Annotated in this window: 22 protein-coding genes; 6 read left to right on the forward strand and 16 right to left on the reverse strand. The window is 65.7% G+C overall.

Annotation, left to right across the window (positions count from 1 at the left end; translation table 11 throughout):
• Positions 1-137 precede the first annotated feature (137 nt).
• From C7455_RS03080 to C7455_RS03095, 4 genes are all read right to left on the reverse strand, one after another.
• Positions 138-1,094, reverse strand: a complete 957-nt coding sequence (locus C7455_RS03080; RefSeq protein WP_109665308.1) for an agmatinase — start codon at positions 1,092-1,094, stop codon at positions 138-140.
• Between the two features lie 141 nt (positions 1,095-1,235).
• Entirely contained in the window at positions 1,236-1,832 is a 597-nt protein-coding gene (locus C7455_RS03085; RefSeq protein WP_109665310.1) for an HNH endonuclease, read from the reverse strand.
• 211 nt (positions 1,833-2,043) lie between these two features.
• Positions 2,044-2,712, reverse strand: a complete 669-nt coding sequence (locus C7455_RS03090) for an alpha/beta hydrolase (protein ID WP_109665311.1) — start codon at positions 2,710-2,712, stop codon at positions 2,044-2,046.
• Positions 2,709-3,332 carry a DNA-3-methyladenine glycosylase family protein gene (locus tag C7455_RS03095; RefSeq protein ID WP_109665313.1) on the reverse strand — a complete coding sequence of 208 codons (624 nt, stop codon included), beginning with the start codon at positions 3,330-3,332 and terminating at the stop codon, positions 2,709-2,711. Before C7455_RS03095 ends, C7455_RS03090 begins: the two co-directional genes overlap by 4 nt.
• Positions 3,333-3,445: 113 nt before the next feature.
• Between C7455_RS03095 and C7455_RS03100 the strand changes: the two genes are divergently transcribed.
• Positions 3,446-4,684, forward strand: a complete 1,239-nt coding sequence (locus tag C7455_RS03100; protein WP_109665315.1) for an MFS transporter — start codon at positions 3,446-3,448, stop codon at positions 4,682-4,684.
• 8 nt (positions 4,685-4,692) lie between these two features.
• On the opposite strand, the gene C7455_RS03105 is transcribed toward C7455_RS03100, so the two are convergent.
• From C7455_RS03105 to cysS, 5 genes are read right to left on the reverse strand one after another with little or no spacing between them, the layout of a single operon-like run.
• Positions 4,693-5,463 carry a squalene/phytoene synthase family protein gene (locus C7455_RS03105; protein ID WP_109665316.1) on the reverse strand — a complete coding sequence of 257 codons (771 nt, stop codon included), beginning with the start codon at positions 5,461-5,463 and terminating at the stop codon, positions 4,693-4,695.
• Positions 5,460-6,182: a class I SAM-dependent methyltransferase gene (locus C7455_RS03110; protein WP_109665317.1), complete on the reverse strand. Its 723-nt coding sequence runs from the start codon at positions 6,180-6,182 to the stop codon at positions 5,460-5,462. The genes C7455_RS03105 and C7455_RS03110 overlap by 4 nt, the downstream gene beginning before the upstream one ends.
• Positions 6,179-6,658, reverse strand: a complete 480-nt coding sequence (locus C7455_RS03115; protein WP_109665319.1) for a hypothetical protein — start codon at positions 6,656-6,658, stop codon at positions 6,179-6,181. Before C7455_RS03115 ends, C7455_RS03110 begins: the two co-directional genes overlap by 4 nt.
• Complete coding sequence (gene cimA, locus C7455_RS03120; protein ID WP_109665321.1) at positions 6,655-8,280, reverse strand: citramalate synthase; 1,626 nt, start codon at positions 8,278-8,280, stop codon at positions 6,655-6,657. The genes C7455_RS03115 and cimA overlap by 4 nt, the downstream gene beginning before the upstream one ends.
• Positions 8,277-9,701: a cysteine--tRNA ligase gene (cysS, locus tag C7455_RS03125; protein ID WP_109665323.1), complete on the reverse strand. Its 1,425-nt coding sequence runs from the start codon at positions 9,699-9,701 to the stop codon at positions 8,277-8,279. Before cysS ends, cimA begins: the two co-directional genes overlap by 4 nt.
• Before the next feature lie 144 nt (positions 9,702-9,845).
• Between cysS and C7455_RS03130 the strand changes: the two genes are divergently transcribed.
• On the forward strand, positions 9,846-10,199 hold the full coding sequence (locus C7455_RS03130) for an MmcQ/YjbR family DNA-binding protein (protein ID WP_109665324.1): 354 nt from the start codon (positions 9,846-9,848) through the stop codon (positions 10,197-10,199).
• A gap of 75 nt (positions 10,200-10,274) precedes the next feature.
• Positions 10,275-11,444: a pyridoxal phosphate-dependent aminotransferase gene (locus C7455_RS03135; RefSeq protein WP_109665326.1), complete on the forward strand. Its 1,170-nt coding sequence runs from the start codon at positions 10,275-10,277 to the stop codon at positions 11,442-11,444.
• Positions 11,445-11,492: 48 nt separating this feature from the next.
• On the opposite strand, the gene eda is transcribed toward C7455_RS03135, so the two are convergent.
• The 7 genes from eda to C7455_RS03170 form a co-directional block, all read right to left on the reverse strand.
• Complete coding sequence (eda, locus tag C7455_RS03140) at positions 11,493-12,134, reverse strand: bifunctional 4-hydroxy-2-oxoglutarate aldolase/2-dehydro-3-deoxy-phosphogluconate aldolase (protein ID WP_109665327.1); 642 nt, start codon at positions 12,132-12,134, stop codon at positions 11,493-11,495.
• Between the two features lie 64 nt (positions 12,135-12,198).
• Positions 12,199-14,004: a phosphogluconate dehydratase gene (gene edd / locus C7455_RS03145; RefSeq protein ID WP_109665329.1), complete on the reverse strand. Its 1,806-nt coding sequence runs from the start codon at positions 14,002-14,004 to the stop codon at positions 12,199-12,201.
• Between the two features lie 72 nt (positions 14,005-14,076).
• Complete coding sequence (locus C7455_RS03150; protein ID WP_109665330.1) at positions 14,077-15,210, reverse strand: ABC transporter ATP-binding protein; 1,134 nt, start codon at positions 15,208-15,210, stop codon at positions 14,077-14,079.
• Between the two features lie 37 nt (positions 15,211-15,247).
• A complete protein-coding gene (locus C7455_RS03155) occupies positions 15,248-16,912 on the reverse strand; it encodes an alpha-glucosidase (RefSeq protein ID WP_109665332.1) in 1,665 nt (554 codons plus the stop codon).
• 16 nt (positions 16,913-16,928) lie between these two features.
• Complete coding sequence (locus C7455_RS03160; RefSeq protein WP_109665333.1) at positions 16,929-18,068, reverse strand: carbohydrate ABC transporter permease; 1,140 nt, start codon at positions 18,066-18,068, stop codon at positions 16,929-16,931.
• Between the two features lie 12 nt (positions 18,069-18,080).
• Complete coding sequence (locus C7455_RS03165) at positions 18,081-19,079, reverse strand: carbohydrate ABC transporter permease (RefSeq protein ID WP_109665335.1); 999 nt, start codon at positions 19,077-19,079, stop codon at positions 18,081-18,083.
• Between the two features lie 80 nt (positions 19,080-19,159).
• Positions 19,160-20,512 carry an ABC transporter substrate-binding protein gene (locus C7455_RS03170; RefSeq protein ID WP_109665337.1) on the reverse strand — a complete coding sequence of 451 codons (1,353 nt, stop codon included), beginning with the start codon at positions 20,510-20,512 and terminating at the stop codon, positions 19,160-19,162.
• 254 nt (positions 20,513-20,766) lie between these two features.
• Between C7455_RS03170 and C7455_RS03175 the strand changes: the two genes are divergently transcribed.
• From C7455_RS03175 to C7455_RS03185, 3 genes are read left to right on the forward strand one after another with little or no spacing between them, the layout of a single operon-like run.
• Positions 20,767-21,792: a substrate-binding domain-containing protein gene (locus tag C7455_RS03175; RefSeq protein ID WP_109665338.1), complete on the forward strand. Its 1,026-nt coding sequence runs from the start codon at positions 20,767-20,769 to the stop codon at positions 21,790-21,792.
• A gap of 11 nt (positions 21,793-21,803) precedes the next feature.
• Positions 21,804-23,117 (forward strand): GH1 family beta-glucosidase, encoded by a 1,314-nt coding sequence (locus C7455_RS03180; RefSeq protein WP_109665340.1) that lies wholly within the window; start codon positions 21,804-21,806, stop codon positions 23,115-23,117.
• A gap of 25 nt (positions 23,118-23,142) precedes the next feature.
• Complete coding sequence (locus tag C7455_RS03185) at positions 23,143-24,102, forward strand: glucokinase (RefSeq protein WP_109665342.1); 960 nt, start codon at positions 23,143-23,145, stop codon at positions 24,100-24,102.
• Positions 24,103-24,167: the final 65 nt, after the last annotated feature.

Below are 24,167 nucleotides of genomic sequence, written 5' to 3' on the forward strand. Positions count from 1 at the left end.
CCCCTGAACCCGTTAGCGCTAACAGGCTTTCGGTTCGGCAGATACACCCTCGATTTGCGCGAGTCTAGCAAAAGACCAAAGGCCCACAACCACAAGGCGGGCCAAGGGGCACCAACAGGCGAGATGCCGCAGGCGCGTTACCTCTGCATCGCGCAAAGCAGTTCGAACATGATGGACGCTCCCAGCCATGTCGTGATCCCCGCGGTGTCGAAGGGCGGCGCGACCTCGACCAGATCCGCGCCGATGATGTCGAGCCCGCGCAGCGCGCGCACGCACCCGATCGCCTCGAAGGAAGTCGGCCCGCCCACTTCGGGCGTTCCCGTCCCCGGCGCATAGGCGGGGTCGATGAAATCGATGTCAAAACTGACATAGGCGGCACGCGTTCCGACCACCTCGCGCGCGATCTGCATGACGGCGGACCAGCCAAGGGCGAAACATTCCTCGATCGTCACGATCCGCACGCCGCGATCCCAGCCATACTGGAAATCGTCGTTGTTGTAGGAGGTCCCGCGCATTCCGATCATCACGCAAGCCGTCGGGTCGAGGCATCCCTCCTCGATCGCCTGCCGGAACGGGTTGCCATGGGTCAGCGTCTTGCCGCCGAAATAGGGCGGATAAAGATCGGTATGGCTGTCGAGCAGCACCAGCCCGAAAGCCTCGCCGCGGGCCGCGCGCAATTCGCGCAGTACCGTCAAGGTGCACAGGTGATCGCCGCCGACCATGAAGGGCCTGATACCCTGCCCCAGCATGCCCGCGACAAAGGCTTGCGCCGCGGTCAGGGCGTCGTGCTGATCGACCGGGCTCATCGCCACATCGCCCAGATCGGCGATGCGCGCAGCCTTGAAGGGTTCCTGCCCGGTCGCGCGGTTGCGCTCGCGGATCATGGTGGAGGCATCGCGCAGCCCCCGCGGACCGTGCCGCGCACCCGGCCGGTTCGAGGTCGCTCCATCCCAAGGCAGGCCGAAGATGCCGATATCGACCTCGGCCCGGCGCGGGTGATCGGGCTGAAGATAGGGCAGCCGCATGAAGCTTGGCACACCGGCATAACGCGGCAGATCTGTGCCCGAAGGCGGCAAGAAAAACGGATCGGACATCGGGGTCACTCCTGTGGCACGCGGTCTGCGGACCAAGCTAGTGGCCTGACCCAGCGCTGTCACGCAACCTTGCAGGCTTCATCTTTCCAAAAATATGCACGGCCCTACGCATCCGCCGCACACGCCCCCGACCCAAGGCGCTTACGCCTCCAGTTCGCTGTCCCAGTAGAGGAAATCGAGCCAGCTGTCGTGCAGATGTCCGGGCGGAAACTTGCGGCCCATGTTGCGCAACTCTTCCGCCCCCGGCCGACGCGGCGGCTTGCGCAGCGCCAGACCCGACTGGCGCAGGCTTTTCGATCCTTTGTGCAGGTTGCAGCGCGAGCAGGCCGCGACGACGTTTTCCCAACTGGTCACGCCACCGCGCGCGCGCGGCACCACATGGTCAAAGGTCAGATCGCCCTTGGCGCCGCAATACTGGCAGGAAAACTCGTCACGCAAGAAGAGGTTGAACCGGGTGAAGGCCACGCGCTTTTGAGGTTTGACGTAATCTTTCAGGACCACGACCGAGGGGATGCGGATCTCGGTCGAGGGCGATCGCACGATGGCGTCATATTCCGCCACGATCTGCACCCGGTCGAGCCAGGCTGCCTTTACCGCTTCCTGCCAGGGCCAGAGCGACAACGGGTAATAGCTGAGCGGGCGGTAATCTGCGTTCAACACCAGCGCGGGATGGCTTTTCAGCGCGCCCGGTTCGCGTACGAACTGGGTCCTGAACTCGATCTCGGTCGCTGCCTGCATGCCTGACTCCGTTCCCGCTCTGTCTGCCCGTCCTACCCGGCACCAGAGCGGGAGCACCCCGCTCCAGCAACGTCTCCACTATATCTAGGCTTTCCGATCCGGCAAGCCTTACAAGATGCTGTGGCCCTCACGCTTTGGCATAGGACAGTTCCCTGACAGTTTCGTGACGTTATCCACAGGTCGGATGCACAGGAAACGACCGGTTTGCGGATCAGTCCAGCCCGAAACGCTGGCGCAAAAAGGCCAGCGCCACGGACAGGCCATCGGGCGCGATCCCATGGGCCGTGCCCTTCATCACATGGGCATAGACCTCGGTCCAGCCCGCCGCTTGCAGCGCCTCGGCCGCCTCGGGCATCGACGACAGGGGCACGACATCGTCACGGTCGCCATGGATCAGCAGAACGGGCGGGCGCACGCGCACCTCGTCGGCCAAGGCCTCGGGTGCGATCAGACGGCCCGAAAAGCCCACCACGCCGGCAAAAGCCTCATCCCGGCGGGGCGCCACCTGCAGGCTCATCATCGTGCCCTGCGAAAAGCCCACCAGCGCCACCTGTTCGGCGATCATGTCCTCCTCGACCATCACCCGGTCGAGAAAGGCGCTCAGATCGGCCTCGGCGCGCGCCATGCCATCGGCCGCCGCCTCCTCCGAGGAGCCGTCGATCCAGGGGATCGGAAACCACTGGTAGCCCATCGGGTTCATCCCGCAGCGCTCGGGCGCGTTAGGGGCCAGAAACACCGTGTTGGGCAGATGCGGCGCCAGCGGCTCGGACAATCCCAGCAGGTCCTGCCCATCGGCGCCATAGCCGTGCAGGAAGATCACCATGCTGTCGGCCTGCCCCGAGGCGGCCTCCACCCGACCGAATTCCAGACCCCGTGTCACAGCACGCCCTCCCGTTTGGTGTCGATCCGGTAGTAGGCCCAAAGCGCGCGTGCGGCAACCGCGCGGACGGGCGACCAGGCTTCGGCCATCGCGCGCAGGGCCTTTTCCGTCGGGCGGTCCGGCAGGCCGAAAGCCCGCCCGGCTGCCACCTGCAAGGCCAGATCGCCGGCCGCAAAGACATCGGCATGGCCAAGCGCGAATTTGGCATAGATCTCGGCGGTCCAGCGCCCGATGCCGGGCACGGCGGTCAAGGTCTCGATCACCCTTTCGGTGGGGGCATCGCGCAGGCCCGCATAGTCGAGCCGCGCCTCGGCCAGCGCCCGGACATAGCGGACCTTGGGCCGCGACAGCCCACAGGCGCGCAAGTCCTCCTCCGGGGCCACCGCGACCGCGTCTTCCTCGTCCAGCCCCGCCGCCTCCAGCCGCCTCAGGATCGCGGCCGCCGACGCGGTCGAGACCTGCTGCCCCACGATCGCGGCCAAGAGCGCGCCGAACCCGTCAGGCCGCCGCCGGAGCGGCAAGGGGCCTGCCACCTCAAGGATCGGGCCAAAGCGGGCGTCGCGCGCGATCAGCACCTGAGCACCCGCCAAAAGATCGGCCTCCGTCTCGATCCGGATCATGCCCGTGCCGCGCCCTTCCCCTTCAACTTTCCACAAATATGCACATCCCGACCACCGCTGGTGCAACATCCGGCTCTCTGGACGGCCTGTCCGTTTCCAGCTAACGCAAGGGCATGACGGACACGACCCCTCAAGCCGCCGGCGCGGCCCATGACGACAGCCGCGCCAAGCGCAATGTGGCCGTGCTTGTGGCAGCGCAGGCCGTTCTCGGCGCGCAGATGCCGCTGATCTTCACCGTGGGCGGTTTGGCGGGCCTGATGATCGCCCCCTCGCCTGCGCTCGCAACCATTCCCATCTCGCTCATTGTCTTTGGATCGATGACGACAGCCCCGTGGCTCTCTGCCTTGATGCAGCGATTCGGTCGGCAGGCCGGGTTCTTTGTCGGCGCACTTGGCGGCGCGCTCGGGGCGGGTGTGTCGGCCACGGGCCTGTGGATCGACAGTTTCGCGCTCTTCTTGCTGGGGTCCTACCTCACCGGCATCTACATGTCGGCGCAGGGCTTCTACCGCTTTGCCGCGGCCGATACCGCCTCGGCCGCCTTCCGCCCCAAGGCAATTTCCTATGTGATGGCCGGTGGCCTTCTGTCGGCGCTCGTCGGTCCGCAGCTGGTGAAATTCACAGTCGATGCGACGGTGATACCCTTTGTCGGCTCCTACGCCTTTGTCGTGCTCATCAACCTTGCGGGCGCAGGGCTCTTTGCCTTTCTCGATGTACCCAAACCCGCCCCGCCGCAGCCGGGCGATGCCAGGGGCCGCACAAGGATGGAACTGCTGCGCGACCCCAAGATCGCGGTCGCCATCATCTGCGGCATGGTCTCTTATGCACTGATGAACCTGATGATGACCTCGACGCCGCTTGCGGTCGTGGGCTGCGGGTTCTCGACCGGCAATGCCGCCGACATCGTCTCGGCCCATGTGATCGCGATGTATGCCCCGTCCTTTGTCACCGGCCACCTGATCGCGCGCTTCGGGGCCATGCGGATCGTGGCGCTTGGCCTGTTCTTGCTTGCCTGTGCGGGTGGCGTGGCGATGACCGGGGTGGAATTGTTCCAGTTCTTCTGGTCTCTGGTCCTGCTCGGCATCGGCTGGAATTTCGGCTTCATCGGCGCGACAGCGCTGCTGACGCAGGCGCACCGGCCCGAGGAACGCGGCCGGGTGCAGGGCCTGAACGATTTCCTCGTCTTCGGCTGCGTCACCGTCGCCTCGCTGGCCTCTGGCCTGATGATGAGCCTTGGCGACAGCGTCGAGGATGGTTGGACGGCGATCAACCTTGCTATGATCCCCTTCCTGATGCTGGCGGGGGCGGCGCTGATCTGGCTCGCCCTCAGGCCCAAGGATGCCTACGCCACCTGACCCCGCGCCTACCAGCGCCCGGTCATGGCGACCCGCATCAGGCCAAGGCGGGCGGCGAATTCGCTGCCGTCAAGCTTGCCTTCGATCACCCGCTCGGGGATGTCGCGCGCGGCGCGCAAGATGCCCTCGGCTTTCCAGCCTGCATAAAGCGCGGGCGCGGCGGACCGCGGCACAAGCCGCCGCCCTGCGCGCGCGCGCGCCAGACGCGCCAGCCCTTCCGCAGCCAGATCGCGCACGGCCTGCGGCGTGCCCTCGATCAGCGGCACGCGGCCAGCCGCCTCAAGTGCCGGGATCGCGCGCAGGAAGGACGCAAGACCGAAGGCCCAACCCGCATCGCGCAAGACGCCCTCGGCCTCAGCAGGTGCCCCCAGCGCGCGGGCGGGGATTGTGACCAGCGTGGCGGCGGTATCCATCAGGTAGGCATCGAAACCGCCGCGATCCTCGAACGGGTCGGTGTAGATGTCCCAGCGCCGTGCGGTCACCAGCGCATCAAGCGCGCCGATCAGGTCTTGCGGCACGGCCTTGGCCAAGGGGGCCACGACCTCATGGGCGCGGGGGGCCTTGCCCGCCGCCAGTTCCTCGATCACGTCGCGCCAGAATTGCAGGCGCATTTCAGCGATCATCGGCTCGGCGGTGACCCAAGGCGCGCGGCTGACCTCGATGTTGAAAGCGTAGAGCGGGAACAGCACGGCGCGGGCGGCCAAGGGGGCTGCCATGGTCGCGCGGAACCGATCCGGATCGCCCCGCGCCACAAGCTCCGCGCAGGCCTGAAGGGTCATGTCGGCCTGACCACGGACAAGAGGTATCCGGTTTCCGCCCGGTGCGCGCGCCAGCCCGCGATTTCCGCCTCGGCCATGTCAAGCACGCGCGCCAGCGCCGCATCCGCGCCGGGGCGCAGTCGGGCGATACGCGCCTCCATCGGGCGGTAATAGCTTTCCCAGCCGATATCGCTGATCGGGCGCGTCGCCAGTGTCTCAAAGCCCGCCCGTTCGATCTGCGCCGCGATCCCTGCCGCGTCGGTCAGGCGCGCATATCCCTCCCAAAACGCGATGGCGCCGTCAGACGGGGTATCGGTGAAGAGGCAGGGCTCGGAAAAGGCGATGGCGCCGCCCGGGGCAAGGCGTGGCGCCCAGACCTTGAGCGCCGCCTCGATCCCGAGGAAATAGACCGCGCCCGCGCACCAGATGAAATCGAACGGCCCCTCGGGCGCGGTCATGTCGCCCACAGCCAGCGTCACGCGGGGGTCGCTGCCCCAACGGCCCCGCGCGCCGTCGACAAAGGGGGCGTGCAGGTCGATGGCGGTCACATGCCCGTCGGGCGCGGCCCTGAGCAGCGCGCCCAGATCGCCCCCCGGCCCCGAGGCGGCATCGAGAATGCGCGCGTCAGGCCGCAGGCCGGCTATCCCGGCGGCCCAGGCCACATCGGCGGTTTCCCCCGGCCCCTCGCGCGGCAGATCGGCATGGAGCGTGAAAAAGGCGTCATCGGGCCGGTCGCTCACCAGTCCCTCCCGCAGATGTCATCGGCCCCGTCGGTCAGGGTCGGAAGCGGTTCCTCGGTGAAGTAGATCCCGGCGACGGTCTGGCGGGTAAGGATGGTCTCCTGTCCCAGCAGGGCGACCGGATTGTCTTCGCCGCAGCTCGCATCGCGGCGCAGAACCCGGCCATCGGCGTAGCGCAGTACGATGGTATCGCGCCAACCCTCGTCGCAGCGCGCGATCAGATCGTCAGGCACGGCTGCCACCGTATCCCCGAGGATCGCTGCGTAATGATCGAAGATGCCGGGCTCACGCCAGCGCCGGATCACGCCCGGTGCCTCGTTCCCATCGGGCGTTGAAACCCAGACGACGCGATCATCGGCAAAAAAGGTCTGGCCGACGAAATAGGTGTCGGGCGAGCCGTTCGACAGGCAGATGGCGGTCAGATCCTGCGCCATGACAGGCAGCGGCACCAAAAGCAGCAGGGCAAGACATCTCATGACGCGGGCGCCTCGTCGCGGATCAGTTTCCATTGGATGGCGTCGATCAACGCCTCGAAGCTTGCGTCCACGATATTGGCGGAAACCCCCACCGTCGACCAGCGCCGCCCGGTCGCATCCTCGCTGTCGATGATCACGCGGGTCACGGCCTCGGTCCCGCCTTGGGTGATGCGGACCTTGAAATCGACCAGCCGGATGTCGTCGATGTAGCGCTGGTAGGGACCAAGGTCTTTCGCCAGCGCCTTGGAGAGCGCGTTGACCGGGCCACGGTCATGCCCGTGTTCATCCATCGACTCGCTGACCGAAAGCGTCTTTTCCTCGCCGATCTTCACCACCACCACGGCCTCCGACAGGCTGACCATGCGGTCGTACTTGTTCTTGCGGCGCTCCACCGTGACCTTGTAGCGCTTGACCTCGAAGAACCGGGGCATTTCGCCAAGCGCCCGACGTGCCAGCAACTCGAAACTCGCCTGCGCCGTGTCGTAGGAATAACCCTGATCCTCGCGGGCCTTTATCTCGTCGAGGATGCCGGGCAGCGCGGGATGGTCGCGGGGCACGTCGAGGCCCATGTCGGAAAGGCGCTGGCGCAGGTTCGACTGGCCCGCCTGGTTCGACATCGGGATAATGCGGGCATTGCCCACCAATGCCGGGTCGATGTGCTCATAGGTCGTGGGGTTCTTGACGATGGCCGAGGCATGGAGGCCAGCCTTGTGCGCGAAGGCCGAGGCGCCGACATAAGGCGCCTGCCGCGTCGGCACCCGGTTCAGGATGTCGTCGAGCATGCGGGAAACGCGGGTCAGGTCGCGCAGCGCCTCATGTGTCACGCCGATCTCGAACCGGCTGGCGTAGGGTTCCTTGAGCAGCAGCGTGGGAATCAGCGTCGTGAGATTGGCGTTGCCGCAGCGCTCGCCCAGACCGTTCAACGTGCCCTGAATCTGGCGCGCGCCCGCCATTATGGCGGCAAGGCTACCCGCGACGGCGGTTTCGGTGTCGTTATGGGTATGGATGCCGAGGCGGTCGCCGGTGATGCCCGCGGCGATGACAGCCGCCGTAATCTCGCCGATCTCGACCGGCAAGGTGCCGCCGTTGGTGTCGCACAAGACAACCCAGCGCGCGCCCGCGTCATGGGCGGCATGCAGGCAGGCGAGCGCGTAATCGGGATTGGCCTTGAAGCCGTCGAAGAAATGTTCGGCGTCGAAAAGCGTCTCGCGCCCTTGCACGACGCAATGGGCGATGGAGGCGCGGATGTTGTCGAGGTTTTCCTCGAGCGTGATGCCAAGGGCTTGCGTGACGTGGAAGTCATGGGTCTTGCCGACCAGACAGACGGCGGGGGTGCCGGCGTTGAGGACGGCGGCGAGAACATCGTCGTTTTCTGCCGAGCGACCCGCGCGTTTAGTCATCCCGAAGGCCGTAAGGATGGCGCGGGTTTTCGGCGCTGCGTCGAAAAAGGCGCTGTCGGTCGGGTTGGCCCCCGGCCAGCCGCCTTCGATATGGTCGAGGCCAAGCGCGTCGAGGGCTGCCGCGATGCGCAGCTTTTCGGGGGTGGAGAATTGCACGCCCTGGGTTTGTTGGCCGTCGCGCAGGGTGGTGTCGTAGAGGTGGAGGCGGTCGCGGGAGGTCACAAAAGGCCCTCCAGCTTGGCGGGGTCGAAATCGGGACCAGCCTCAACGTTCGCCCCTCCAGCGGATACCCAAAGCTTGATGCCGGCAGCTTCTGCTCTCTGCTTTAGATGGTCGGCCGATGCGAAATCACGTTGAATTCTTAGGTCCTGCCAACGGTTGGCCAATTCGTTCAATCGAAGTGCAAATTCAGGGCTATCCAGAACTGAGTTGAATCTGCGCGCACCCTGCCACCATGACACTTCTTCGGCACTCGGCAATCCAAGGACTGACATTGCGGCTTTCAACTCAGCGAAGTCGCCTTCACGTTGCAGTTCATGTAGTTTCGCTATTGCCGCTGGCGTGTTCAAATCGTTGGCAAGAAGTGCAACGAAGGACTTAGGAGGCACGTCGGCAGGTTCGATGCCATGGGTCACACGGAAAAAACCCACCAAAGCGCGTTCCATGTCGCTGCGCTTTTTCTCCGTCCAATCCATGGGCTTGGAATAATGCGTGCCGAGAAACACGAACCGGATCACCTCGCCCGGCACGCCTTGATCCAGCAGATCGCGCACGGTGAAGAAATTGCCCAAGCTCTTGGACATCTTCTTGCCCTCGACCTGCAACATCTCGTTGTGCATCCAGATGCGGGCGAAATCCCCCTCGGGGTGGGCGCAGGCCGATTGCGCGATCTCGTTCTCGTGGTGGGGGAACAACAGGTCGTTGCCGCCGCCGTGGATGTCGAAACTTTGGCCCAAGAGTTCATGCGCCATGGCCGAGCATTCGATGTGCCAGCCCGGCCGCCCACGGCCCCAAGGGCTGTCCCAGCCCGGCAGATCGTCGGTCGACGGTTTCCACAGCACGAAATCCATCGGGTCTTCCTTGAAGGGCGCAACCTCGACCCGGGCGCCTGCGATCATGTCGTCGACCGACCGGCCCGAGAGCTTGCCGTATTCGGCGTAGGACCGCACGCGGAAGAGGACATGCCCCTCCTTCTCGTAGGCGTGACCCTTGGCGATCAGGTCGGCGATCATGGCGATCATCTGGCCGATGAAGTCCGTCGCGCGCGGCTCATGGTCGGGGCGCAGGTTGCCGAGCGCGTCCATGTCGGCGTGATACCAGGCGATGGTCTCCGCGCTCCGCTCGGCGATCAGATCCTCGAGCGTGCCGGGCGCACCGGCGTCTTTCCGGGCAAGTGCTGTCGCGTTGATCCTGTCGTCCACATCGGTGAAGTTGCGCGCATAGGTGACGTTGCCCTCCCCGTAGACGTGCCGCAGCAGGCGGTAGAGCACATCGAAGACGATGACGGGCCGTGCATTGCCCAGATGCGCGCGGTCGTAGACCGTGGGGCCGCAGACATACATCTTGACGCGACCTGGCTCCACCGTCGGCTCCAGCGGCACGACCGATCTGGTGCGGGAATTGCGCAGGCGGATCTCGACCATGGGGCGGGCCTTTCAGCGGACAGGAAACCAGCGCAGGCGGCCTAACAGGTTGCGGGCGGGTTGAAAACCGGCAGATGCAAGCGCGGCGCATTCGGGCGCAGAGGCCCTTTGACAACGTCCCGGTATACCGTTGTATATGCAACCATGCGGCATGACTTCGTGGATCGGCACTGCAGGGCGATGCCCCGAGCCGAACGGGCGACCCCGTTCGGGCCGGAAACCGTTGTGTGGAAGATCAATGGCCACATGTTCGCGGCCTATACTGACATCGGGCCGGGCCTGTCGGTCCGCACCTCGAACCTGACGCGGGCGCTGGCGGTGATCCGGCAGAGCCGCCCGGCCTCGGCCCCCTATCTGACCGGTGGCGGCTGGGTGCTGCTGCCCTGGGAAACCGCGCCCGAGGAACTGCGGCTGCGGCTGATCGAAAGCTACAATCTGGTGCGCCGCGACTGGCCGCAGGCCGCCCCCGACCGGCGCGGCGTGGCGCAGGACGATTGAGGCCATTCCCGCCTTGCCCCCGGGCGCGGGACATGTGCATCTCGGCCCCGAACGCGCCGCGACGGAGACCGCACCATGCCCAAGCCCTCGACCCGCATTGCCACGCTGACCGGCGATGGTGACGACGGCTGGGCCATCTTCTACCGCGCCCGGGCGCTGAAGGCAGAAGGCCGCGAAATCCTTGAGCTGACGATCGGCGAGCATGACGTGGGCACAGCGCCGGATATCTTGTACGAGATGCACCGCGCCGCCATGGCGGGCCATACCGGCTATGCCTCGGTGCACGGGATACCCCCCCTGCGTCAGGCCGTGGCCGACCGGTTGAGCGCGCAGCACGGCCACGCTTACGGCCCGGCGAACGTGCTGATCGTGCCGGGCGCGCAGGCGGGTCTTTTCGCCGCCCATCACGCCGCCTGCGACGAGGGCGATGTGGCCCTGATGATCGACCCCCATTACACCACCTATCCCGGCACCATCCGCGCCGTGGGCGCGCGGCCCCTTGCCGTTCCTGCCCGCAGCGAGGACGGGTTCCAGCCGGATCTGGCGGCGCTGGCCGCGGCCGCGCCCGGCGCGCGGTCCCTGCTCATCAACAGCCCCAACAATCCCACAGGCGCCGTCTACAGCCGCGACAGCCTGGAGGGCATAGCCCGCATCGCCGAGGCGCATGACCTGTGGGTCATCTCCGACGAGGTCTATGACAGCCAGGTCTGGGTCGGGCGGCACATCCCCTTTGCGTCCCTGCCCGGCATGGCCGCGCGCACCTTGACGGTCGGATCGCTGTCGAAAAGCCACGCGATGACCGGCTCCCGGCTGGGTTGGGTGGCGGGGCCCGAGGCGGTGATGGCCCGGCTGGTGACGCTGGCCACCCACACGACCTATGGCGTGCCTGGCTACATCCAGGAGGCGGGGCTTTACGCGTTGCGCCAAGGCGCGGCCGCCGAGGCCGCGATCGCCGCGCCCTTCTTGCGGCGACGGCAGATGGTGCTGGACCGTTTGGCTGCGCAGAACCGGGTACGCACCATCCCGCCCGGGGGCGCGATGTATGTGATGCTGGATATCCGGGCGACGGGCCTGTCAGGCATCGACTTTGCCGGGCGCCTGCTGGAGGAGACGGGCGTGGCGGTCATGCCGGGCGAAAGCTTCGGTCAGGCGGCGGCGGGGCATCTGCGGGTCGCCCTGACCCTTCCCGACGCGCGGTTCGAGGTGGCTATCGACCGGCTGCTGGATTTTGCCGCCCGCATCTGAGCCGGGACAGGCGCGGTGAAGCCCGGGTTCCCTTCATTCGGCCTTCCGTCAGCGACCAAGCCGCGCGGCATCGCGTGCCAAAGCCTCGATCCCGGCCCAGTCGCCGGACGCGACCATGGCCTTGGGCGCGACCCAGGAGCCGCCCGCGCAGATCACATTGGGCAATGACAGATAGCTTTCGGCATTCTGCGGCGTGATGCCACCCGTGGGGCAAAAGGCGACCTGCGGGATCGGCGCGCCAATGGCCTTGAGCGCAGGCGCGCCACCCGCGGCCTCGGCCGGGAAGAACTTGAGCATGTCATAGCCTTGCTCGAACAGCGCCATGACCTCTGAGGCGGTGGCGGCACCCGGCAGGAGCGGCAGACCCTCGGCGATGCAGGCCGCGATCAGGCGCGGCGTGGCGCCGGGCGAGACGCCGAAGCGCGCGCCCGCGGCCTTGGCCGCAGCCACATCCTCGGGGGTCAGCAAGGTCCCAGCCCCCACCACGCCGCCGGGCACATTGGCCATGGCGCGGATCGCGTCGAGCGCGCAGGGCGTGCGCAGCGTCACCTCGAGCGCGAGGAGGCCGCCTGCCACCAGCGCCTCGGCCAAGGGGCGGGCGGTGGCGGCATCGTCGATCACGAGCACCGGGATGATCGGGGCAAGGCCCGCGATCTCACGGGCGGCGGCGGATTGGGCCTTGGGGGTCATCGGCGGGGCCTTTTGATAGGTCGGATTTGCATATTTGCAGAAAGATGAAAGGGACAGGTCAGCGCTAGACGACGACGCCCGCGCCGATGGTCGCAGGGCCAGCGGTCTGGCGAAAGATCTCGAACAGCTCGCGGCCGACGCCATGGCTGTTGGCCGAAAGGTCGGGGGTGGCATGGGGGCGGGAGGCCACGCCTTCGGTCAGCACCTCGAGCACGCCGTGGGTGGCATCGACGCGGATGATGTCACCGTCGATGAGCTTGCCGATCAGCCCGCCGTCGAGCGCCTCGGGCGCGACATGGATGGCCGAGGGGACTTTGCCCGACGCGCCCGACATGCGGCCGTCGGTGACCAGCGCGACCTTGTGGCCCCGGTCCTGCAGCACGGCAAGGACCGGGGTCAGGGCGTGAAGCTCGGGCATGCCATTGGCCTTGGGGCCATGAAAACGGACGACGACGATCACGTCACGATTCAACTCACCGCTCTGGAAGGCGGCCTTGACCGCGGCCTGATCCTCGAAGATCGCGGCCGGGGCTTCGATGATGTGGCGCTCGGAGGCGACGGCGGAGACCTTCATCACGCCGCGGCCGAGGTTGCCCACAAGCTCCACCAGGCCGCCTTGCGGCTGGAACGGGTCGCGCGCGGGGCGCAAGATGCGGTCGTTGAGGCTGGCGCGCGGGCCGTCCGTCCAGGTGATGGCGCCGTCCTTGAGGGTCGGTTCTTGTGCATAAAGCGACAGCCCCTGCCCGACCACGGTCTTGGTGTCAGGATGCAACAGGCCCGCATCGAGCAATTCGCCGATCATATAGGCGAGCCCACCCGCGGCGTGGAAATGGTTCACGTCGGCCAGACCGTTGGGATAGACCCTCGCCATCAGCGGGGTGGCCGCCGAGATGTCGGCGAAATCGGCGCAATCGACGATCACGCCCGCCGCGCGCGCCATGGCGACGAGGTGGATCACGAGGTTGGTGGAACCGCCCGTGGCCATGAGACCCACGATGCCGTTCACAAAGGCCTTTTCGTCGAGGATGTCGCACACAGGCGTATAAGCGTTTCCAAGGGCGGTGATCGCGGCGGCGCGGTCGGTCGCGGCGTCGGTCAGCGCGTCGCGCAAGGGCGTGCCGGGGTTCACGAAGCTGGCACCGGGCAGGTGCAACCCCATGAATTCCATCAGCATCTGGTTGGAATTGGCGGTGCCGTAGAAGGTGCAGGTGCCCGGCCCGTGATAGGAGGCCATTTCTGCCGCCATCAGCGCGTCGCGGCCCACGAGGCCTTGGGCGAATTGCTGGCGGACGCGGGATTTCTCGTCATTGGGCAGGCCCGATGTCATCGGCCCGGCCGGCACGAAGATGCCGGGCAGGTAGCCGAAGGTGGCCGCCGCGATGACAAGCCCCGGTACGATCTTGTCGCAGACGCCCAGATAGATCGCGGCATCAAACGTGTTGTGCGACAGCGAGACGGCAGTGGCGAGCGCGATCACGTCGCGGGAAAACAGCGACAGTTCCATCCCCACCTGGCCTTGGGTGACGCCGTCGCACATGGCGGGCACGCCGCCCGCGACCTGCGCCGTGGCGCCGGCGCGGCGGGCGGCGGCCTTGATGCGATCAGGGTAATCCTTGAAGGGCTGATGCGCGCTCAGCATGTCGTTATAGGCGGTGACGATCCCGAGATTGGGGGCGCGCGCGGCGATCAGCGCGTCCTTGTCGCCCTCCATCGCGGCATAGGCATGGGCCTGATTGCCACAGGTGAGATGCGCGCGGCGCGGCCCGTCCTCGGCCAGTTTGCGCATGCGCGCGAGGTAGGTCGTGCGCGGGCCGCGCGAGCGTTCCACGATACGGTCGGTGACGGCGGCGATCCTGTCGTCGAGCGGCATCTGGTCTCTCCCCCCAATGCGAGTCGGGGCTGGATATCATGTTAGCGCTAACAATACCAGAGGCGCACCCGATCAGTGCGGCTGGACGCCGGGCACAAAGACCGATGCGTCGCGGTGCAGGAGCGAGACGCCGTCACGGAAGACATGGACCTTTTCGGCGCGCGCGGACAGGCGCACGGTATTGCCGCGCAACCCTTGATGGATACCCGGAAGCTTGCCGATGACCGCGTTGCGATCGGGTGCAGATTTCTGGAAATAGAGCAGCGTGACCTCCCCCAGCGCCTCGGTGATCTCGACCTTGCCCTGAAAGGCGAAGGTGTCGCCATCGGTGGCGGTCATGTCCTCGGGGCGGATGCCGATCTGCACCTCGGCCCCCATGTCATCGTCGCGCGAGGGGTAATGCGAGGTGATGCGCCCTGCCCCTTCGTGCAGTTCCAGTGTGGTGACCTGGCCCGTGCCGACAATGCGCCCGCCCAGAAGGTTCATCGCCGGGCTGCCGATGAACTGCGCCACGAAGGTGGAATTGGGCCGCTCGTAAAGCTCCAGCGGGCTGCCCACCTGCGCGATGCCGCCGCCCGCCAGAACGACGATGCGCGAGGCGAGCGTCATCGCCTCGACCTGGTCATGGGTGACATAGATCATCGTGCTCTCGGGCATCTGTTCCTTGAGCTGCGCGATCTCGATCCTTGTGGCCACGCGCAAGGCCGCGTCGAGGTTGGAGAGCGGTTCGTCGAAGAGATAGACCTTGGGGTCGCGCACGATGGAGCGGCCAATGGCGACGCGCTGGCGCTGGCCGCCCGAAAGGGCCTTGGGCAGGCGGTCGAGGAAATTGGTCAGTTGCAGCTTGTCGGCGGCGGCGCGTACTTTCTTGTCGATGGTTTCCTTGTCGGTCTTTGCAATGCGCAAGGAGAAGGCCATGTTTTCGTATACGGTCATGTGCGGGTAGAGCGCATAGGACTGGAACACCATGGCGATGCCGCGCTGGCTGGGGGGCACGTCGTTCACCACCTGCCCGTCGATGGTCAGCGTGCCGCCCGAGATCTTCTCCAGCCCCGCGATCATCCGCAAAAGTGTGGATTTCCCGCAACCAGAAGGGCCGACGAAGACGATCAACTCGCCCGTCTGGATATCGAGATTGATGTCGCTCAGCACGCGGACGGTGCCACCGTAGACCTTTTCGACATCGGTCAGCTTCAGTTCGGCCATGTGCTCGTCTCCTCCCCCATTTATGTACGCGCGGCCCTCAGGCGCTTTCGGCGGCCGCGAAATAGGCCTGGTAGGGCGGCAGCGCGACGCAGCCGCCCCTGTCATCCTCGATCGCCGTGAAGGGCGCGCCGCGGTCCTGCCGCCAATGCCCTGCGGGCAAGGCTGCGGGGCGGGCCGTGTTGGTCAGGTTGAAGGCGCAGAACAGGCGCTGGTCGCCGTGGCTGCGCACGAAGCTTACGATGCCCTCGGCCGCGCGCAGGTCGCTCAGCGCGCCCTTGGACAGCGGCGCCCAAGCCTGCCGGAAGCCGATCATGCGGCGGTAGAATGCAAGTGTGCTGTCCTCGGCACCGTCCTGTGCGCCCACCGCGCGCTGGAGATGTTCCATCGCCATGGGCAGCCAGGGCTTGGCATCCGAAAAGCCGCCGTTCTGGTTGTCGGAAATCCAGGGCATCGGCGTGCGGCAGCCGTCGCGCCCCTTGAACTTGGGCCAGAAGCGGATGCCGTAGGGATCTTGCAGGTCCTCGTAGGAGACATAGGCCTCGGTCAGGCCAAGTTCTTCGCCCTGGTAGAGGCAGACGGACCCGCGCAAGGACAAGAGCAGCGCAGCGTAAAGGCGGCGGGCATCCTCGCCGAGGTTCCAGCGGCTGGCGTGGCGGACCACATCGTGGTTGGAGAACGCCCAGCAGGCCCAGCCATCGCCGATCTTGTCCTCATAATCGGCCAGAACCTCGGCCACGCGCTCGGCCGTGGGCAAGATACCCGACAGGAACTCGAACGAATAGCACATGTGCACCTTGTCGCCGCCCGAGGTGTATTGGGCCTGAATCTCCATGCCGCGCTGCGCGTCGCCCACCTCGCCCACCGAGGTCGCGGCGGGGTATTCGTCAAGCAGAGCGCGGAAGCGGCGGAGGAACTCGAGATTGGCGGGGTGGTTCTTGTCGTAGAGGTGTTCTTGCCAATTGTAGGGGTTCACCTCGGGCGCGATGGTGGCGTTGCGCAATTCGGGCGCAAGCGCGGGATTGTCGCGCAATTCGGGATCGTGAAAGTAGAAGTTGATGGTGTCGAGCCGGAAGCCGTCGACGCCGCGGTCGAGCCAGAAACGCGCAACCGACAGCAATTCGTCTTGAACATCCGCGTTGTGCAGGTTCAGATCGGGCTGCTCTTTCAGGAAATTGTGCAAGTAATACTGCATCCGGTCGCCCGACCATTCCCAGGCCGAGCCGCCGAAGATCGAGAGCCAGTTGTTGGGCGGGCTGCCATCGGGTTTCGCATCGGCCCAGACATACCAATCGGATTTGGGGTTGTCCCGGCTGGTCTGGCTTTCGTGGAACCACGGGTGCTGGTTCGAACTGTGCGACAAGACAAGGTCGATCAGAACCCGCAGGCCCAGCTCATGCGCGCGGCTGATCAGCGCGTCGAAATCGCCAAGGCTGCCGAACATCGGATCGACGTCGCGGTAATCGCTGACGTCATAGCCGAAATCGAGCATGGGCGAGCGGAAGAAGGGCGAGATCCAGATGGCATCCACGCCCAGCTCGGCCACGTGACCGAGCCGGTGGATGATGCCCGCCAGATCGCCGATGCCGTCATGGTTGCTGTCTTGAAAACTGCGCGGGTAGATCTGGTAGATCACGGCACCCCGCCACCAATCCTTGTCGGTGGCGAGGATATGCTCAGGCTTTAGGTCCTGCATCAGGTTCATGACGGGCGGTCTTTCGTTATTTGACGGACCCGGCCAAAAGGCCGCGGACCAGATAGCGTTGCATGGTGAAGAAGACGACCAGCGGCACCGCGATGGACACGAAGGCCGAGGTCGCAAGGATTTCCCAATCCCCGCCGCGCGAGCCCATCAGGTTCACGAGGCGTCCGGTCAACACCAGCGTGCGGTCGTCGGTGCCCAGAAAGACCAGCGCGACAAGCAGGTCGTTCCATGTCCACAGGAACTGGAAGATGGCGAAAGCCGCAAGCGCGGGGAAAGACAGGGGCAGCACGATCTTGGTGAAGACCTGGAAATCGGTCGCGCCGTCGACCTTGGCGCTCTCGATGATATCGCGCGGCAGGCCGACCATGTAGTTGCGCAAAAGGTAGATCGCCAAAGGCATGCCGAACCCGGTATGGGCGAGCCATGTGCCGATATAGCCCTTTCCGATCCCGATGGTGTTGTGCAGCTGCAATAGCGGGATAAGCGCCAGCTGCAGCGGCACCACCAACAAAGCAACCACCAGCGCCACCAGAAGCGCCCGGCCCGGAAAATCCATCCAGGCCAGCGCATAGGCCGCAAAGGCCGCGATCAGGATCGGAATGACCGTCGCGGGAATCGCCACCGTCGCCGTGTTGAGAAGGGCGTTGCCCACCCCCGCATCGGCGGTGCCGGTGAACAAGACGCGTTCGTAATTGGCCAGCGTGAATTCGGGCGGCGCGGCGGCCGTGCTGAACACCCTGGGCAGGCGTTGGCCTTCGAAACTGTCAGGCCCGGACAGGACAAATCGCCCCTCCTCGTCAATCAACAGTCTGACCTCACCTTCCAGTGCCACGGTGTCGCCCGGCACATTGGCTTCGGGCTCGCGCGCCGAGATGCCCCAGGCGGAGACCAATGCGCTGGTATTGGGGAAAAGCTCGCCCGAGATGACGTAGCGGCCATCGATGATGACCTCGTCACCCGCAAGCCGTGCCGCCGGCAACTGGCGTTCCTGCGTGGACAGCGCCGCCCACCAGCCCGAGCCGCTGATCTGATCGGCGGTGCGGAACGACGAGACGAAAAGCCCCAGTGTCGGAAAAAGCCACAGCGCCACCAGCACGACGACCGAAATATGGATCGCCCAGGTCAGTCCTGCCTTCTTGCCCGCGATATTGTCCATGTTCCGCCCCCTTCAGCGCATTTCTTTGCGGACATTGTAGACGTTCCAGACAAGGATGGGCGTGACCAGCAGCATGATGACGATCGCCGCCGCAGAGCCCACCCCCCAGTCGAAGGCGCGGAACATCCGGTCATACATGTAATTGGCCAGCACCTGCGTGCCCCATTGGCCATTGGTCATGGCCAGCACGATGTCGAACACCTTGAGCACCACCAGCGTGATCGTCGTCCAGACCACGACGATGGTCGGCATGATCTGCGGCACTTTGATCTTGAAGAAGATCTGGAACGGGTTGGCCCCGTCGACGATGGCGGCCTCGACGGTTTCCTCGGGAATGCCGCGCAGCGCCGCCGACAAGATCACCATGGCAAAGCCGGTCTGGATCCAGATCAGAACCGCCATCAGGAAAAAGCTGTTGACCAGATCGAGCGTCAGCCAGGTCTGCGGCGCCCCCCCGAGCGCGACCCAGACCGCGTTCAGGATGCCGATCTGTTCGGCGCCTTCCGGACGGGCGTCATAGACCAGCTTCCAGATCACCGAGGCGCCGACAAAGCTGATCGCCATCGGCATGAAGATCAGCGATTTCGCAAGGCTGCCCCAACTGATCCGGTCGGTCAGCTGCGCGGCCAGAAGGCCGAAGGCGGTCGAGGCGGCCGGCACGACGATCAGCCACAGCATGTTGTTGCGGATGGCCTCCCAGAACTTGGGCTCGTCCATCATCTGGCGGTAGTTGGCAAACCCGACAAAGGCCCCGCCCTGCGACCGGTCCGTCAGCGACAGCCACAGGGTCGCCAGCACCGGATAGGCAAGGTAGAGCATCAGCACGAACAGGGCGGGAAACAGGAACAGCCAAGGCCGGATCATGTTGGCGCGGTTGATGTTGCGCCCGATATTGGGCCCGCGCGCGGGGTAGAGCACCTTGTCCAGAACAAGATTGGACAGGTAGAAATAGGCGATGCACCCCCCAACGCCGAGGGCTATCGTCACAAGGCCGGCAAGTGCGGGATGCATGCGATCCTCCGGATGATGTCAGGGGGCGAAAGGCCTGCGTCCGGCACTGGGCCGGACGCAGGGGATCAGGCAGATCAGGCTCAGCGCAGGGCGTCCCAGCTGTTCTGGATTTCCTGCGCCACCTCGGCTGCGGGGCGGCCGCCGACGAAATCGATCATGCCGGTCCAGAACGATCCCGCACCGACGCCTGCCGGCATCAGGTCGGAGGCGTCAAACCGGAAGGTCGTGGCATTGAGCAAGATGTCGTTCATCTGGCGCAGGGTCGGATCGCCGAACAGGTCGGTGTTGACCCCGCTGTGCGGCGTCAGGAAGCCCGATTGTGCCATCCAGATCTCATGCGCGATCGGCGTCTGCAAGAAATCGAGGAAGGCCCGCGCGGCATCCGTGTCTTGGGTGATGAAGGCCAGCGTTCCGGCACCCAAAACGGGGTTGCCCAGATCGACGGCGTCGGACGGCGGGAAGTAGAAGAAATCGGCATCCGCGCCAACCTCGGTCCCGTCGGGGAAGAAGGTCGGGATGAACGACGCCTGCCTGTGCATGAAACATTGCGGCGGCGAACTGAACAGGCCGGCCGGGCTGTCGCGGAAATCGGTCGAGGCGACGCCGCTTGGCCCACCGACGACCATCTCGGGGTTGCGGGCGATCTCGCCGAACTGCTCCATCACCGCGATGACACGCTCGTCGGTAAAGGGGATCTCGTTGGCGACCCACTGGTCGTAGACCTCGGGCGGATAGGCCCTGAGCATCAGGTCTTCGATCCAGTCGGTTGCGGGCCAGCCCGTCGCCCCGCCCGAGCCAAGCCCGATGCACCATGGCGTGCCGCCATCGGCGATGATCTGCGCCTCGAGCGCGCGAAGCTCTTCTTGGGTGGCCGGGATCTCGTAGCCGAAATCCTCGAAATTGTCGGGCGAATACCAGACCAGCGATTTTACATCTGCCTTGAAGGGGAAGGCATACAGATCCTCGGCGCCGTCGGGGCCGGTGAAGGTACCGATGCCCGCCCAGCTTTCACCCGCGGCGTAATTCTCGACCAGCCAGGCGCGGGTGTCCGCACCCAGCGGCGCGACGAACCCGCGCGAGATGAGGTTCTGGATCAGCCCCGGCTGCGGCAGGATCGCCACGTCGGGGGGGCTGCCGCCTTCGAGATCGATGACGATCTGCTGTTCATATGTCTCGGAAGAGGAATAGTTCAGATCGGCGCCCGTCGCCGCCTCGAAATAGGCGGCAAGGTTTTCGAACAGACGCTGATCTTCCCCTCGCCACGGGCCGAAGATGTTGAGCGATTGCCCCGCCAGGTCATGGGACGCCGCGAAGTCATCATAGCTTTGCCAGTTGAAGGCGCCTTCACCGGGGGTGAAGACAAGATCCTGCGCCTGTGCGCCATGGGCGCCAAGCGCAAGCGCCGCAGCGCTGGCGTAAAGGGTGCGTTTCATGTGATCCTCCCAGGATGCGCCGGTTGCACCGGCCTCATAGCTTGCCCAAGCGCCGACTGTCTTTCAAAGCGCTTTGGGTTGCCAGCAGACTTTCGAATGCAACCGAGTCTGTCAATCCGCGAAAAGAAGTCTCTGAAAAATAACTGCATATTTCGCAGGTGCAGAAAAATTTGGCAGTTTCGAATCTTTGACAATTGGCGATGGACAGGGCTAGCCTCGGCCGGCACTCAAACCGCTTTGAAGCGTCTTTTGCCATGAATCTCAAGGAACTGGCCGCCGCGCTGAACCTCAGCCAGACGACCGTCAGCCGGGCGCTGAACGGCTACCCGGAGGTGCGCGAGGAAACCCGCGCCCGCGTTCTGGCCGCCGCCAAGGCCGCCCATTACGCCCCCAACAGCCGCGCCCGCCGGCTGGCTACGGGGCGGGCCATGACCATCGGGCATGTGATCCCCCTGACCGGCCGCGCCGAGATGGTGAACCCGATCTTCGCCGATTTCCTGATCGGCGCGGGCGAGGTCTATGCCCGCGAAGGCTACGACCTGCTGCTGTCGATGGTGACGGATGGCGACACCGACAAGGCGTTTCGCCAGCTGGCCGCCAATGGCTCGGTCGACGGAATCATGGTGCAGGCCCCGCAGGAGGACGACCCGCGCATCGCACTTCTAAAGGAACTGGACCTGCCCTTTCTGGTGCATGGCCGCACGGGCGACGCCTTGGGCTACAACTGGCTCGACATCGCCAATATCCGCGCCTTTCGCCGGGCCACCGATTTCCTGCTGGATCTGGGCCATACCCGCATCGCGCTGGTCAACGGGCAGGCGCGGTTCGATTTCTCGCAACGCCGCGAACGCGGCTTCCGCGAGGCACTGGCGGCACGCGGGGTGTCGCCCCTGCCCCACCTGATGGCCAATGACGCGATGACGGAATCCTTCGGCTATCTGTCCGCTGCCGCGATGCTGGACGGGCCGGAACCGCCCACGGCCTTTCTGGCCTCCTCGGTCATCATCGCCATCGGCATCCGCCGCGCGGCCGCCGACCGCGGCCTGAGATTGGGGCGGGACCTGTCGGTGATCTGCCATGACGATGAATTGAGCTATCTCAACAACGATGTCGGCGGCCCGGCCTTCACCGCCACGCGGTCCTCGATCCGGGCTGCGGGTCGGCGCTGCGCAGAGATGCTGATCGACCTGATCCGCGACCCCGACCAGCCCCCGAAACAGGAGCTATGGGATGTCGACCTGACGGTCGGGCAATCGACCGGCCCCTGCCCCACGCCCTAGAAAGGAGTGACATGCCGTTTCAGCGCAGCGATTTCCCCGCGGGCTTCGTGTTCGGGGTCGCCACCTCGTCCTACCAGATCGAAGGGCACGGCTTTGGCGGCGCGGGACCGACCCATTGGGACAGTTTCGCGGCCACCCCCGGCAATGTGGTGCGCGCGGAACACGGGGCCCGTGCCTGCGATCATTACCACCGCTGGGAAGAGGATCTGGACCTGATCGCGGGGCTTGGTGCGGATGTCTACCGCTTCTCGACGAGTTGGGCGCGGGTGCTGCCCGAGGGCACGGGGCAGGCCAATGCCGAAGGTCTCGATTTCTACGACCGGCTGGTCGACGGGATGCTGGCGCGCGGCATCAAGCCCGCCGCCACGCTTTACCACTGGGAATTGCCGCAGGCGCTGGCCGACAAGGGCGGATGGCGCAACGCCGACATGCCCGACTGGTTTGCCGATTACACGCATACCGTCATGTCGCGCATCGGCGACCGGCTGTGGTCTGCCGCGCCCATCAACGAGCCGTGGTGCGTCGGTTGGCTGTCGCATTTCGACGGGGTCCATGCGCCGGGCCTGCGTGACATCCGCGCCACCGCGCGCGCGATGCATCATGTGCTGGTCAGCCACGGCCGTGCGATCGAGGTGATGCGCGGGCTTGGCATGACCAACCTTGGCGCGGTGTGCAATTTCGAATGGTCAGAGCCCGCCAGCGACACGCCCGAGGATGTGGCGGCGGCCACACGCTATGACGCGATCTACAATCGCTTCTTTCTGGGTGGGCTGTTCAAGGGCGAATACCCTCCCGAGGTTCTGGAAGGACTTGGTCCGCACCTGCCGGACGGCTGGCAGGAGGATTTCGCCACGATCCGCGCGCCGATCGACTGGCTGGGCGTGAATTATTATACAAGAAAGCTGATCCGCCACGCTGATGGCCCTTGGCCGAACTACGCCGAGGCACCCACCCGCCTGCCGCTGACCCAGATGGGATGGGAGATCTATCCCGAGGGCTTGCGCGATTTCCTGATCCGCAACGCGGCGGAGTATTCCGGCGATCTGCCGATCCATGTGACCGAAAACGGCATGGCCAACCCCGACACGCCCCAGATGCCTGACGCGGCGCGCATCGCCTATCTCGACGGCCATCTGCGCGCCGTGCAGGACGCCATCGCCACCGGCGCACCGGTGGCGGGCTATTACGTCTGGTCCTTGATGGACAATTACGAATGGTCCTTGGGCTATGAAAAGCGGTTCGGCCTCGTCCATGTCGACTTCGACAGCTTGGCAAGGACACCGAAAGCGTCCTATCACGCGCTCGCGCGCTGGTGGCGCGCGTGACCACACGACAACCGGGGCGGGCAGCATGGGCGATCTGACGGGCGAGACGGGCTTGAGCCTTGTCGCCGATATCGGCGGCACGAACACCCGTGTCGCGCTGGCGCGCGGGCCTGTGGTCGACCGGGACACCGTCACGCGCTATGCCAATGCCGAACATCCCGACCTGTCGGCGGTGCTGGCGCGCTATCTGGCGGATACCGGCGTGCGCGATGCCCAGATCACGGGCGTCTGCGTCGCGGCGGCAGGCCCGGTGCATGACGGGGTGGCCGATCTGACCAACCTCGATTGGCGGATCGACCGCGCAACGCTTGCGCGCGCGCTGAGCGCCGACAAGGTCGCTGTGCTGAACGATCTTCAGGCGCAAGGCCATGCCATAGGCCATATCGACGCCGCCGATCTGGCCGTCGTGGTGCCCCAGCCCGAGGCTTCGCCATGGGCTTCCAAGCTGGTCATCGGCCTTGGCACCGGGTTCAACGCCTGCCCCGTCTTCGACACCGCCGGTGGACGCTTCGTGCCGCCATCCGAGGCCGGTCATGTCAGCCTGCCCGCCTGCGACGGCCAGATGGAGGCGCTGGTCGCAGCCATGGTGCGCGATCACGGCTTCGCCTCGGTCGAAGAGGTCCTGTCGGGCCGGGGCATCACCTACCTCCACAAGGTGCTGCATGGCGAGACGCTGGAGCCCACCGCCATCATGGCACGGCTGACGGCGGGCGAGGCGCAAGCGACCGAGACCGGGCGCGCCTTCGTGCGGATCACGGGAACAGTCGTGGGCGATCTGGCGCTGAACCACCTGCCCTTTGGCGGCATCTATCTGGTCGGCGGCGTGACGCGCGCCATCGCGCCCTGGCTCGGGCCCTTCGATATGGCGGGTGCGATGCGGGCCAAGGGGCGCTTTTCGGGTTTCATGGAGCAGTTCGGGGTCTTTGTGGTCAGCGATGATTACGCGGCCCTGACAGGCTGCGCATCGCACCTGTCGAAGCTCTGAGGCGGCGGACGTCCAGGGGGCTCTGCCCCCGCCCGTTCCGGGCCCCCCGGGATATTTTCGAAACG

This window comes from Roseicyclus mahoneyensis (assembly GCF_003148775.1).
Taxonomy (GTDB): Bacteria; Pseudomonadota; Alphaproteobacteria; order Rhodobacterales; family Rhodobacteraceae; genus Roseicyclus; species Roseicyclus mahoneyensis.